Genomic DNA, 13,934 nt, shown 5'->3' with positions numbered 1-13,934 from the left:
GAATGCTCTCTTATCGAGAAAACATCCGGCTTTTTCCTTTACAGAGGTTATTTTATTTGGAGTAGAACAACCTTGCATTTTTAACCGTGTTCTTTTTTACTTTTCTTCTTCATCCTTTCTTGATTTTTTTCTTGCTTTCCAGGAAAATCCGCCAACTCCCATAGAAGTTACTGCAAGACTAATCCATCCCCAGATACTTGTCGGGTCACCAGTCTTTGCATTGCTGCTTGTAGAAGTAGTTCCGGTAGATTTACTTCCTGTTGTTCCTGTGCTTGTTGTGCCTTTGTTTGTTGTAGCAGTTGTACCTGTAGTTCCTTTATTGGTTGTAGATGTTCCTGTTGTAGTACCTTTATTGGTTGTACTGGTATTTGTGGTGTTATTGTTTTTATTGTTATTGTTTTTATTGTTATTATCTTTGTTGTCGTCACCTTTATTAGAATTATCTACTTTTTTCAGTCCATCAATCGCTGTCTGTAAGTCTTTTGCTGCATTATCTACTGCTTCCTGAGACTCTTTCTTTTCCAGTGCACTTTCTGCTGTTTCCAGTGCTGTTTTTAATGCACTCCAGGTTTCGCTTGTGTAATCTGCTTCTTTTAATGCTTTTGCAGATGCAATTACTTTTTCAAGCTCTGTTGTGTTAACTTCTGCCGGTGTTTCTGCTTTTACAAGTGCTTCAATTGCTGCATTTAAGTGGCTGGTTGCTTCGTCAACAGTTGCCTGGCTGTGTTTTGCTGCCAGTTCCTCTTTTGCTTCCTGTAATTCTGTCTGCATGGATGCCCAGGATTCGCTTGTGTAATCACTTTCGTTTAATGCTTCTGCTTTTGCAATTGCTGCCTCTAATTCCGTTGTTGAGATCTCGCCTGCTTCTGGTTTTACAATGTTTTCTTCGGTTGCCTGGAATTTGTAAGTGTAATCTTCATATCCCATTGCGTATACGGTTAATTCCCAGTATCCGGTTCCGTCTGTTCCTGACGGTAACTGGCAACGAAGAGAATCGGTTAAACCAAGCTGGATTCCCATGGATTTATGCATCCAGTTATCTGCTGCAAATTTGGTTCCATAGCTTGCAAGGGCTGTTGTATAAGTACTGTCATTTCCATAATATGTCCAACGGGTTGCATACATTCCTGCTCCCAGTCCACCATAGTTTCTATTTAAGTCTACTCGTAAGAATTCACCATAAGAACCATTTGCTTTTTTTACTTCTGGTTCGATTCCTTCTGCAACTTTTAATGCGTTATCTTTTAATCCGGATTCACTTCCGGTTACTCTTGCACCAAAGCTGAAGCTTCCGTCAGCGTTTTTCGTTGCTTCTTTTAAGCCATTCGTCTTATCAGTTACTTCTGCTGTTTCTGTATAAGCCTGCAAATTCTTTTCAGAGAAACCACCTGCTAATGTTCCGGCATTTTCGACTACCTGATACTGTTTGCTAAATTCTGCATAATCAGAAGCTTTTACTTTTACCGGTACATACTTGATTCCTTTGACTTCATAGTCTTTCATGGTTGCAGTTTTTTCTACACCATTTTCGGTATAAGTAATTGTTCCTTTGCTAAATGTAATCACTCTGCCATCTGTTAAAACTGCTTCAGAAGAACTATTCCAGTAAGATACCGGATATTCTTTTCCGTCTGTATCATAGATAACGGCTGTGCACTGATAACTTCCTCTGTGCAGACCGTGGTTTGTTGTTGCTCTTGATACAGTATCAAATGCACCTTTATCTAATTCACCTTTTTTGTCTGCTACATCAGATGAAGAGGTAAGACTGTTTCCAGCTGCAAGGTAGACTCCTTCAGATGCCCAGTACTCTGCCCAGCTTAATCCTGCATATACATATTTGTATTCCTCTTCAGAAGCTGCTACTGTATAAGTAAACTCTAAATCTTTGTATCCGGTTGCACTTACTACAATCTGATAATCTCCTGTTCCGTTTGCAAATGGTGCTGCATCTGTCTTAATGCTTCCATCTTCATTTACAATGACAGTTGCGCCACGTCCGCTTGCTGCATAGCTTGTTCCATTTACAGATACACTTGTAATACTCTTTACATATTCCTGTAAGTCTTCTGCTTTAAATCCTTCTGCTGTTACAAGCGCTGTCTTTTCTGCATCATAAGTTGCAGGCATGTCTTCTGTCTGAAGCATAAAGTCCGCACTCATATCTGCATATTTTCCTTTTTTATCTTTTACAACTAAAGTGTATTTTCCTTTTGCTGCATTGTTGAATTTCAGCACTCCATTTTCAACTTTGGCATCCAGTCCTTCTACACTGTATTCTGCATCAAAATCAGACGGCAGATTTTCAAAATTCACTTTTGTTTCTCCGCTCTTTACAAAAGCATTATCTACAGATAAAGTGGCAGATGTTTTTACCGGAACATAAATGTCATCTAAATCCATTTCATAGATACCATTTGTTGTATAATAAGTTACTTTATCGATGGTTTCTCCCATCATCTGTGCATAATGTGCAGAGGAAGTCGGGCAGCCATGTACACTTGTAGTAAATCCGGTGCACCATGCAATTTTGTGTCCTTTCCATACATTTTCCAGATGACGCATACCATAGTCATGACCTTCTTTCGTGCTGAATACAACGGCACTGATTTCATCGGTATCAAATGTAATTCCATCTAAATTCAGCTGATAATCCCCATATTTGCTTGTTGTCTTAAATTCTCCTGTTACACCACTTACTTTATTTACGGTGCCCTGTACTTTTCTAAAGCTTACATTTCCGCTTGCATCTACCGTTGCTTCTTTGTAGTAAGCCGGTGCTTCGGAAAGTACATAATAAGAATAGCTTGCATTTTCAAATAATGCATCTTTTCCTGTATAAGTTGTTTCTTTTGTCTGTCCACGGTTTGTTACGGAAATGGTTACAGAGTCAGAATCTGTTACCTGTTTAAATTTAGATAAATCCATTCCTTCCGGAACTTTAACCGGGAATACAATACCCGTAATATCTTCTCCGCCCTGGCTTACATGATAAGAACCGCCTACCATACTGCTTGTTCTTGTCTTGTTTAAGGTTGCGGAAGAAACGGAGTCAACTGCTACACTGTTATTTAATTCGGATGCATAGAAATCAGCATACGGAATGTTCATTAAAACATATTCTACTTTTTCTGTTGGAGTAACCGGTGCTGCTTCCAATCCTGAAATTGCTGTCTCTAATTCACTTACTGCTGTTGTCACTGCATCCTGCGATTCCTTCTTTGTCAGTGCATCTTTTGCTGCTGTTAACTTAGTCTGCATTGCATTCCAGGAAGCCTCTGTATAGCTGTCTTTTTGTAATGCCTCTGCTTTTGCAATTGCACTTTCCAGCGCTGTTGTATCAATCTTTACTTCCGCATCCGCTGCCGGTGCACTCTTAATTGCTGCAAGTGCCGCTTCTTTGATTGCCTTTGAAGTATATGTCGCTCCCGATACAGTGTCCCAGCTGTTAATAGTGCTTTCTGTTGCACTCTGATTCAATAGTTTGGTACGGATTCCCACACGTTTCGATGTATTCGCATCTACTGCCCAGTTTAAGTAAGTTTTACTTTCATCATTGTAAGATGCTGACGGAGTTACAGTAATATCTTTAAATTTTCCGTTCTCTACTGTAAGACTTACATTGACATCATACTCTGACCATCCATCCTCATCACCGTCTTTTACATGTGTTGTCTGAGTATAAGTACCATCCTTTGCCACCTGTTCTCCACTTGCTGCATAAACAGATGCCGGTGCCATTCCTGTTACCATAGATGCCGTCATCACAGCTGCCAGTGCTTTAGTTTGAAATTCATTTTTTTTGCTCATAGGTTCCTCCTTTTAATGTTATAGCATCTATCAAAAGTTAGCATTTTCTAACTTTTAATCAAAAAAAATTAGTGATTAATGGGAACTATTTTTCCTGATAAGCGCAAACATTCCCAGATTTTTGCTGCCGTAATTCCAATTAAAGTGCCGGTGACAGCCCCGCCAATTAATAGTGCCGGTAAATAATAAATCAAATGAACGTTGCTCACTACAAGCATTGCCGCTGCAAGCTGTGCGATATTGTGAGCCACACCTCCGGCAACACTGATTCCTAAAATGGAAAATCCACCGGCTTTTTTCAAAATCAGCATCACTGCCAGACTAAACATTCCACCGGCAATACTGTAAATCAAAGACATTCCATTTCCAAATAAGGTTCCCACAAGAAGGATTCTTAAAACAGAAACCAAGAATACTTCGTGTGGTTTCAAAAAACATAAACCGACTACAATTACCAGATTCGCAATTCCAAGTTTGATTCCGGGAATTCCAAAATTAAATGGAATTAATACTTCCACATAACTAAAAATCATAGCCAGTGCAATTAACATGGCACAAAGTGAAATTTTTTTACTCACAAATTTCCTCCTGTCATCGATCGGTTAAATTCCAAGCCACATGAAAAGGCAAAGTAAAAGAACTGCCTTAAATACAGTAAATCCAATTTCATTTCCTTTTAATATGCCAACACCACAGGTTACATTTCCTTTCGGACAGCCATCAATACATTTCTGGCACTGGAAACATTCACCCTGTACGATACTTGTTTTTGCTTCTCTTAACTCAATCCTTGCAGGACAGCTTCTTGTACATTTACTGCATCCTTTTATACAACTTTCTCTTTTTCTCTCAAGAGAAAAGAACGGTAAAATCGGAAGCAGAGAAAAAATTGCTCCCATCGGACAAAAGAAACGACAGAAAAAGCGTTCTATGAATGCCATTCCAATCATAAGAAGAATCAGCACCGCAATTCCGATTTTATAAGCCGAAAGCCGGAAGTTTCCTGCATGAATCATGGAAAATACATCCCATGGACTTGTTCCTCTTGCATTTCCATAGACGCCAAAGAAGCACGCAAGCACAATCCCTGCCAGTAGTACATATTTTAGTAAAATCAGCCATTGCTCCCATTCTTTTTTCAGGGAAACCGGTTTTTTCTTAAGTTTTTTACAGATTTTTAAATACATCGCATGCAGTGCGTCTCCCAAACTTCCAAATGCACAGGCAAATCCACAAAAGAAACGCCCAAATACAATTGTATACGCACATAAGACAAGTAAAACTGCCACAAAGGAAGTCAACTCAATCTTTGCTTCCACTCCAATCTGCGTAAACATATATTTTACGCCACCAAACGCTGCAGTAAAGGCTGATGGTAAAAACAGGAAATATAACAACTGAATCACTGCCCGAAGCCAGGTATTTAATTGTTTTTTTTGTTTTTTTGAAAGGTTTTTTACATCTATCTTTTTCATTCTACCTACACCGCCTCTTCTAATGCTGCTTCCACCGCATTGATGATTCCGGTAGAACTAAATGTTGCTCCGCTTATCGTATCGACATCGGCTGACTGAGCCTCAATTAAATTTGGAATCACATCCATTGCCATTGTCAGATAAGCTCCATCTTCTTTTTCCGCAGATACCACTTCAATATCCGTAATTTCACCATTTTCCACAGTTACTTTTACTTGAATCGGTCCGCCAAATCCATCCGCTTCTCCTTCATAAGTGCCGTCTTTATAAGCACCTTCGCTTTCCTCTGAAGCATCTGCATCCGCCTGTGTATCTTTTGATTTTCCCTGCGCAACCTGTTCTTCTGCATTTTTTCTTGCAAGTTTCTCACTTTCTAACTGCGCATCTAATTTTGCAATTTCATCAGTTTTCTCTCTGTTCGTTAAAATCCCGTTATAACCGACAATTGCTACGGCAATCACTGCCACATTGATAAATCTGACTAAAAGTGATTTCATGGTGTTTCGTCTCCTGTATTTTCTTCTGTATTCTGATTGGAGTCATCCTGACCCGAATCCTCTCCAGTATCTTCACCGGACTGTACTTTTTTTGCTGTCTCTAATGCAAGGTTACAGCCCTCTAAAATGGAGTTTGAAGAACAGGTTGCTCTTGAAACCGTATCAATCTCTTCCAGCGTTCCTTTTTTAAGGATCTGTGTTACTACTCCAGGAAGTTTGGAAGTTCCCTGTACTGCCCGTTTTATGTAAGCGTCATTGTCTGAACTTCCATCACCTTTAATTTCGGAAATATCTGTAATCTTATCTTTTGAAATCGTAACTTTCATTGTAAGACTATATGCTTCAAAATCTCCATCTTCATTTGGAAGGCACGGTACAATTACGGTATACTCTCCATCGGCATAAATATATTTCGTTTCATCTGGATTTTCATTATCTCCATTATTTCCGCCATTGGTATTGCCGTTATTATCGTTTCCGTTATTGGTATTTCCGTTATTGTTACTGTTGTTTCCGTTATTATTATTGCCGTTGTTATTGTTGCTTCCGCTATTATTGTTGTTGTTATTCTCGCCTTTTGTCGCTTTCTCAGCCTCTTTTAGTGCTTCTTTTACCGCACCGATAATTCCTTTTGAGCTATAAGTTGCTCCCGATACGACATCCACATCTACCGTCTGTTTCTTCACCATATTTTCTGCAACTGCTCTTGCACGCTTAAAGAAGGTCTCATCGTCATTTTCTTCTACAATCACAACTGCTTTTAAGGTCTTATCCTGAATGACAATTGCTACCTTAATATCATCGAGATACCCTTCCGCTGTTCCATAATAAACGCCCTCTTTATATGGGAATTTTCCGGTTACTGCTGTCGTATTATCACTGCTGTTATTATTACTGTTCTGTCCATTTCCGTTTGAAGAGGAATTGGTATTCTGTGAATTTGAATTTCCATCAGAAGAAATTGCTGCCTGACTTAACGCATTTCTGACCGCTTCAATGATTCCCACCGAACTGTAGGTTGCTCCTGATACGGTATCTACATTTGTACTTTGAGTTGCAATAATATTGGAAATCAATCCCGAAGCGCTCTGAATATAACTATCTCCATCGGAAGTATCAATAATCTGTATGGAAGAAATCTTTCCTCCGCTTATCACTACTTCTACTGTAAGTGCTCCGGAAAATCCGGTTCCTGTTCCATAATATGTTCCATCTGCGTAGGCAGATGCATCCTGTACTGTTGAGACAGAAGAAGAACCACCTGCCGGTGAAGAACTTCCACCTGAAGCACCTGCTGATGTTGATGCCGGTGTTCCGCTGTCTGCTGCCCCTGTCAGGGCATTTTTTACTGCACTGATAATTCCATTTGAACTGTAAGTTGCACCGGATACGACATCTACCTCTAACGTCTGTCCGGAGATAATCTTATCAATGACTCCTTTTGCACGACTGAAGAACGCATCATCATCGGCTTCATTTTCAACGATTTCAATTGCTGTAATCTGCTTATCTTTTACGGTAACCGCAACTTTGATTTTTCCCGCAAATCCGGTTCCTGTTCCGTAATACGTTCCATCTGATACATCAAATGAACCTTTTGCCGTACTTTTCTGCTCTTCTTTTTTGTCCTCGTCTTTTTTCTTATCCTCTTTTTTCTCTTTTTCAGCTGTATCTGCACTCTCCTGTTCAGATGCATCTTCATCTGTCTGATTTTTCGTTTTTTCCGGAATATCAACCGCATAAACCGGTGTGGAATATCCATGAAGAGAAACGCCGATACAGGCAGCTACAACAACTGCTGATAATGCCGGTGCCAGACTTTTTAGTTTCTTCAGTATGCTCATAAACTTTTGTTACTCCTTCTTTATCACCTCTGTATCAAAGTCAGAAGTAAAATCTTCTGCAATACCCTCTGATACATAAACTTTATTTTCTTTATCATATAAAATCATATCAAATTCATCACTGTGTGCTCTCCAATACTCAATTGCCTTATCTTTTCCCATAATAAACAGAGAAGTGGACAACGCATCACACATCGTACCATCTGCACTCACAATTGACACCGATAATAATCCGCTGTCTGCCGGATATCCGGTAGTCGGGTCAATAATGTGATGATAAGTAACCCCGTCCTGTTCAAAATAACGCTCATAACCGCCAGAAGTAATGACTGCTTTGTCTGAAATCGAAAGCACACCAAGATAGCTGTCATCATCCTCTACACCCTGAATGGCAACTCTCCATTTACTTCCATCTGTTTTTGTGCCAAGTGCCTGTACATTTCCGCCCAGATTCACCAGACCGCTTTTTACTCCACATTCCCGATAGATATCCATAATTCTGGTAGAAGTATATCCTTTTGCAATTCCGCCTAAATCGATCGCCATTCCATCGGTTTTAAAAGATATGGTACTTGTCTCTTTATCAAACACAACATCCGATAATTTCGTTTTTTCCAAAAGACCATCCAATGTTTCTTTAGAAGGAACTTTGAAATCTCCTGTGGTAAATCCCCATTCTTTCATAATCGGATAGATGGCAATGTCAAATGCTCCACCTGTGGATTTTCCAAACTCCAATGCACGTTCCACCAGATAAGAGGCATCTTTTCCCAAGGTCCCACCGCCATTGGCATTGACTTGTGCAATTTCACTTGACTCTTCTCCTGTGGAAAGCAGTCCATCCAGACGCTCAATTTCCGCAGCCGCCTTTTCCACTGCTTCCTCTCCATGACTTCCATAAGCAGTTACCGTCATGTAAGTATCCATGGCAAAAACATCCTTACTTGCCTCCTGGCTTTCATCAGCTTCACCATCGGTACTTTCCTCACTGATGCCCTGATTTTTCGCCTCTTGTGCCTCTTCTTTTTGACTGCTGCTATCGGTGATTTTTTGTGTACTACACCCTCCTAAAATCATTGTGCTTAATAAAAATAATACAAGTATCTTTTTTTTCACGTTTTTTCTCCTTACTGACGTTAGAGCCTCCTAACTTCGGATAGCTTATCATCACTTTTATTGTTTGTCAATTATACTCTATGCTTATTGAGAATTTTTCTCATTTTATCATATAGCCACTGTTTCATATATTAAACAGAAAAACGGTATGCTGTCCTCTCTCGACTCACATACCGTCTCTTTTATTTCTTATTTTTTTATTTTACCGCACCAATTAATGTATTAATATCATCAATCTGGTTTTTCTTTAAATACTCTTCGATTCCTTTAACCGTCTCAACTGTTGCATAAGGGTTTGCAAAATTTGCTGTTCCAATGGAAACTGCTGTTGCACCGGCTAAGATAAATTCCAGAGCGTCTTCTGCATTTGAGATTCCACCCATTCCGATAATCGGAACATTGACTGTCTGAGCCACCTGATAAACCATACGCACAGCCACAGGTTTGACACATGGACCGGACATTCCGCCGGTTTTATTTGCCAGCGCAAAGGTACGACGGTTAATATCAATCTTCATTCCTGTTAAGGTGTTAATTAAAGAAAGAATATCTGCACCGCCTGCTTCTGCTGCTCTTGCCATCTCTGTAATATCGGTTACATTCGGACTTAACTTCATGATAACCGGCTGTTTTGCATATTTTTTCACTTCTTTTGTGATTGCCTCTACCGCTTTTGGATTCTGTCCAAAGGCAATTCCGCCTTCTTTTACATTTGGGCAGGAAATATTAATTTCTAATAAATCAACCGGTTCATCTGCCAGACGTTCTACTACTTCACAATAATCTTCTGTACTTTTTCCACATACATTTACAATAATTTTCGTATCAAACTGTTTTAAGAACGGAATATCTCTTTTGCAAAATACATCAATTCCCGGATTTTGGAGTCCAATTGCATTGAGCATGCCGCCGTAAGTTTCTGCAATACGTGGGGTTGGGTTTCCCGGCCACGGTACATTCGCCACACCTTTTGTTACAACTGCACCTAACTCGTTTAAATCTACAAATTCACTGTATTCTGCGCCAGAACCAAATGTTCCGGAAGCGGTCATAACCGGATTTTTGAGTTCTACACCGGCAAGATTTACTTTTGTATTCATTATAATTCTACCTCCGTACTTAAGAACACCGGTCCATCTTTACAAATTCGTTTGTTGTGTACATGAGAATGAGAATCCACGTCTTTAGACTGACATACACAGGCAAGACAGGCTCCAACTCCACATGCCATCTTCTCTTCCATGGAAATCCAACAAGGGATTCCTTTTTCCAGTGCATAATTTTTTAATGCACGAAGCATCGGTTTTGGTCCACAGGCAAACATCATATCTGCTTCGATTTGATTTTCACGAATTGCGTCTACTACATTTCCTTTTGTTCCAACACTGCCGTCTTCCGTTGCAATAAAAAGTGTTCCTGCTGATTCAAGTTCTTCTTTTAAGAATAAATCCTGATTGCGGTATCCGGATACAATAATCGCTTCTCCTTCGATTTCTTTTGCAGTCTGAAGCATTGGAGGAACGCCAATTCCTCCTCCAATCATCAGCACTTTTTTACCTTTTGCTTCTTCAATCGGAAATCCGTTTCCAAGCGGACCTAAGATTTCAAAAGAATCTCCTGCTTCTGCTTTGGAAAATTCTTCTGTTCCTTTTCCCACTACACGATACACAATACGGAGTGTGCCCTTTTCGCGGTCAATTTCACAGATACTGATTGGTCTTGGAAGCACACGGCTTTTATCATTGCTATAGACAGAGATAAACTGCCCCGGTTTTGCCTGTACTGCAACTTCTTTTGCATCAAGCCACATACTGCAGATTCCATCTGCTATCATCTTCTGCTCGATTACAGTACTTTTCATCTTTAACTTTGCCATGATTTTCTCCCCTTATTTTAATGCTGTTAATGCACCATCAATATCTGCCACCATAGTTTCTACGGCTTTTCTGGATGCATCTGCAAAATTTGCCTCTCCAAACTCTGCATACTGTTCCTGTTTATAAGCTGCAATAATTCCGCGGGAAGAGTTTACCACTGCACCAAGTCCGTCTTCATTAAAGAAATGAACCAGGTCTTTTCCTTTTCCACCCTGTGCACCGTAACCCGGTACTAAAATATAAGATTTTGGCATAATTTTACGAAGCACTTTTCCCATTTCCGGATAAGTTGCACCGACAACTGCCCCGATATAACTGTATTCATCGCCCATGCAGTCAGCGCCCCACTGAGCAACTTTCTCTCCGACTAATTCATATAATGGTCTTCCGTTAATTAACTGGTCCTGAAATTCTCCACTGGACGGATTGGAAGTCTTAACTAAAATAAACAGACCTTTTTTCTCTTTTTTGCAGATATCGATAAACGGATTGACACCATCTGAACCAAGATATGGATTCACTGTTGCAAAATCTTCATCAAAGCCTGCATACTCTTTTGTTCCAACCTGAACTTTTCCAAGATGTCCTACTGCATAAGCAGAAGACGTAGAGCCAATGTCTCCTCGTTTGATATCTCCGATTACAACCAAATCTTTTTCTTTACAGTAATCTACGGTCTTTTTAAATGCAACCAGCCCAGGAATTCCAAACTGTTCATACATTGCAATCTGCGGTTTTACTGCCGGAATCAAATCATAAGTCGCATCAATAATTGCTTTATTAAACTGCCAGATTGCTTCTGCGGCACCCTCTAAGGTTTCTCCATATTCTTTAAATGCAGTCTCCTGTACCTGTTTTGGCACATAAGAAAGCATTGGGTCTAAACCTACGCAAATCGGCGCATGAGTCTTTTTTATTTTTTCTGTCAGTTTGTTAATCATTTTTCTTCCTCCATCTTTTTGTGTCTTATATTGTTCTATTTATTTAAAATTTTTTGCTGCTTCCTGATTCATATAAGCAATCTTGCCATCGCAGATAGTCGCTTTTACCATTCCTTTTACTTTCCAGCCGTTAAACGGTGTATTTTTCCCGCGGGAAAGGAAAGTCATAGAATCAATGACATACTCTTTTTCAGGGTCAATAATTGTAACATCCGCAGGAGCTCCCACTTTTAAAGTACCTTTATTCGAATGAATTACCTGTGCCGGATTATAGCTCATCTTTTCTGCCATCTGCATTGGAGTTATGATTCCTTTTTCTACCAGTTCTGTAATTGTAAGTGCAACAGAAGTCTCCAATCCGACAATTCCAAATGGTGCATCTTCCATAGATTGATTTTTTTCATCTCTGCTGTGCGGTGCATGGTCTGTACTGATTACATCAATAATATCGTTTTTTAGTCCTTCTAATAATGCTTCTTTATCCTCTTTGGTACGAAGCGGAGGATTCATTTTATAGTTTGAATCATCTTTATCAATTTCATCAGAAGTCAAAGTAAAATGATGCGGGCAGACTTCCCCCGTCACATCCAGCCCTTCTTCTTTTGCAAGGCGAATCATTTCTACGCTGTCTTTTGTAGAGCAATGACAAAGATGCAGTTTTGCTCCTGCTTCTTTTGCCAATAAGATATCTCTTGCGACAATGACATCTTCCACTGCATTGCTGATTCCCGGTAATCCCAGTTCTTTTGTATATTCATCGGAATTGACACAGCCCTTTGCTTCTATCAGGCTTTTATCTTCACAGTGTGCAAATACCGGAATGTTGCACTCAGCGGCAATCTTCATTGCCTCTTTGTATAATCCTGCATTCATTACACTCTTTCCATCTTCACTGATTGCCGGAATCCCGGCATCTGCCATTTCTTTAATTTCGGCAAGTTCTTCTCCTGCCTGTCCTTTTGTAACCGCTCCAATCTGAAGTACATGAATCGGTGCCATCTCTTTTGCTTTATTATGCACGTATTTTACGCGGTCTGCACAGTCAATGACCGGCTTGGTATTTGGCATGGCAAGAATTGTGGTAAACCCACCCTTTGCCGCTGCTTTGGAGCCTGACACAATATCCTCTTTGTACGTAAGTCCAGGGTCACGCAGATGTACATGAAGGTCAATCAGACCAGGCATTACATAACAGCCTTTTGCATCAATTACCTTATCCTGTTTTGACGGAGTGATTTCATCTTTTATTTCTTTAATCTTTCCTGCTTCGATATACAAATCACTTATCTTATCTGTCTTTGTTGCGGGGTCAATTACCCGTCCGTTTTTAATTAAAATGTTCATGGACTCTCCTCTCCTCCAGCGCCTTCTCTGCACTCTCATCTTCTTACAAAATCAAGTACAGAAAGATTTTGAGAATACATTTTATTCTCTTTTGGTTTTAATAGTAACATACACAAATTCTTTCGTCAATTATACTTTTTTCCTTGACTTTTAAGGCATTTTTGCATATACTGAATCTTGTAATGAAATATTGGATATAAATAATGAAGTGCATTTCACAAGCTTCTGATTATTGTAAATTAAGCGGTTTTTAGAGATTGTATTATTTTATTTATAATGAATATACTCTCTAAAGACCGCTTTTTATTCATATAAGGAGATTTTGAAAGTCCTGCTTTCTTTTGTTTCTATCCGAAATTCAACTACTTATTTTTTTTATTTTATGGAGGTAACATTATGAACAAGGGAACTGTTAAATGGTTCAACGCAGAAAAAGGTTATGGATTTATCACAGGAGAAGACGGACAGGATGTATTCGTACATTTCTCTGCTATCACAGGTGAAGGATTCAAAACTTTGGAAGAAGGACAGGCTGTATCTTATGATTTAACAGAAGGTGCTCGTGGAATGCAGGCAGCTAATGTTGTTAAATTATAATTTATAAGGTATCTGAATCATTTGATTTTCTTATAAACAGCACAAAAAGCGGCTGTCACATGAACCATGTGGCAACCGCTTTTTCTTCACCATGAATTGTTCTTTGAATCAAATGTATCTGAGACTCCACTCATTATTCTGCATCTGTTGTATTTAAAGAACTTAAATAATCTGTGATTGCAGTTACATCCATCTGAGTAGTTACAACTTCTGCATCTTCATCCGGTGTTGTGATAACCTGATATGCAGAATATCCAATCCAGCCGACTAAGAGCAGAGAAACAATTGTAATTCCCAGCTTTTCAACGAGTGTCATACTCTCATCATTTTTATTTTTTCTCTTATTTTTTCCACGGACTGCTTTATTTTTTTTATACTGGTCTACTTTTTCCTGACTCATGTTTTGATTCCTCAACTTTCTACTGTCTATTCG

Annotated in this window: 12 protein-coding genes; 1 reads left to right on the top strand and 11 read right to left on the bottom strand. The window is 39.4% G+C overall.

The features are described 5' to 3' along the window. Positions 1–96: 96 nt before the first annotated feature. The 10 genes from ACYQ2D_RS15760 to ACYQ2D_RS15715 all read right to left on the bottom strand — a co-directional run bounded on the left by ACYQ2D_RS15760 (position 97) and on the right by ACYQ2D_RS15715 (position 12,904). Positions 97–3,810 (bottom strand): penicillin-binding Tp47 domain C-containing protein, encoded by a 3,714-nt coding sequence (locus ACYQ2D_RS15760; protein WP_459786121.1) that lies wholly within the window; start codon positions 3,808–3,810, stop codon positions 97–99. Positions 3,811–3,878: 68 nt separating this feature from the next. After that, positions 3,879–4,388: a Gx transporter family protein gene (locus ACYQ2D_RS15755; protein WP_330600472.1), complete on the bottom strand. Its 510-nt coding sequence runs from the start codon at positions 4,386–4,388 to the stop codon at positions 3,879–3,881. A gap of 24 nt (positions 4,389–4,412) precedes the next feature. Next, the gene (locus ACYQ2D_RS15750) at positions 4,413–5,285 is read right to left on the bottom strand and encodes a 4Fe-4S binding protein (RefSeq protein WP_459786120.1); all 873 of its coding nucleotides are present in this window, start codon (positions 5,283–5,285) and stop codon (positions 4,413–4,415) included. Positions 5,286–5,290: 5 nt separating this feature from the next. After that, positions 5,291–5,782, bottom strand: a complete 492-nt coding sequence (locus ACYQ2D_RS15745) for an FMN-binding protein (protein WP_117457813.1) — start codon at positions 5,780–5,782, stop codon at positions 5,291–5,293. After that, on the bottom strand, positions 5,779–7,626 hold the full coding sequence (locus ACYQ2D_RS15740; RefSeq protein ID WP_459786118.1) for an FMN-binding protein: 1,848 nt from the start codon (positions 7,624–7,626) through the stop codon (positions 5,779–5,781). The genes ACYQ2D_RS15745 and ACYQ2D_RS15740 overlap by 4 nt, the downstream gene beginning before the upstream one ends. Before the next feature lie 9 nt (positions 7,627–7,635). Next, the gene (locus ACYQ2D_RS15735; protein WP_459786116.1) at positions 7,636–8,742 is read right to left on the bottom strand and encodes an FAD:protein FMN transferase; all 1,107 of its coding nucleotides are present in this window, start codon (positions 8,740–8,742) and stop codon (positions 7,636–7,638) included. Between the two features lie 197 nt (positions 8,743–8,939). Continuing rightward, positions 8,940–9,842 (bottom strand): dihydroorotate dehydrogenase, encoded by a 903-nt coding sequence (locus tag ACYQ2D_RS15730; RefSeq protein WP_444139237.1) that lies wholly within the window; start codon positions 9,840–9,842, stop codon positions 8,940–8,942. Beyond that, complete coding sequence (locus ACYQ2D_RS15725; protein ID WP_022303422.1) at positions 9,842–10,618, bottom strand: dihydroorotate dehydrogenase electron transfer subunit; 777 nt, start codon at positions 10,616–10,618, stop codon at positions 9,842–9,844. Before ACYQ2D_RS15725 ends, ACYQ2D_RS15730 begins: the two co-directional genes overlap by 1 nt. Before the next feature lie 12 nt (positions 10,619–10,630). After that, positions 10,631–11,560, bottom strand: a complete 930-nt coding sequence (gene pyrF, locus ACYQ2D_RS15720) for an orotidine-5'-phosphate decarboxylase (RefSeq protein ID WP_022303421.1) — start codon at positions 11,558–11,560, stop codon at positions 10,631–10,633. Positions 11,561–11,599: 39 nt separating this feature from the next. Then, positions 11,600–12,904: a dihydroorotase gene (locus ACYQ2D_RS15715; protein ID WP_459786113.1), complete on the bottom strand. Its 1,305-nt coding sequence runs from the start codon at positions 12,902–12,904 to the stop codon at positions 11,600–11,602. A gap of 396 nt (positions 12,905–13,300) precedes the next feature. Between ACYQ2D_RS15715 and ACYQ2D_RS15710 the strand changes: the two genes are divergently transcribed. Continuing rightward, positions 13,301–13,501 carry a cold-shock protein gene (locus ACYQ2D_RS15710; protein ID WP_022303419.1) on the top strand — a complete coding sequence of 67 codons (201 nt, stop codon included), beginning with the start codon at positions 13,301–13,303 and terminating at the stop codon, positions 13,499–13,501. 133 nt (positions 13,502–13,634) lie between these two features. Here ACYQ2D_RS15710 and ACYQ2D_RS15705 read toward each other — a convergent pair whose 3' ends face one another. After that, on the bottom strand, positions 13,635–13,901 hold the full coding sequence (locus tag ACYQ2D_RS15705; RefSeq protein ID WP_459786110.1) for a hypothetical protein: 267 nt from the start codon (positions 13,899–13,901) through the stop codon (positions 13,635–13,637). Positions 13,902–13,934 lie beyond the last annotated feature (33 nt).

The sequence above is a fragment of the Blautia stercoris genome, from assembly GCF_054657695.1.
This window is presented reverse-complemented; position numbering and strand designations above follow the sequence as displayed.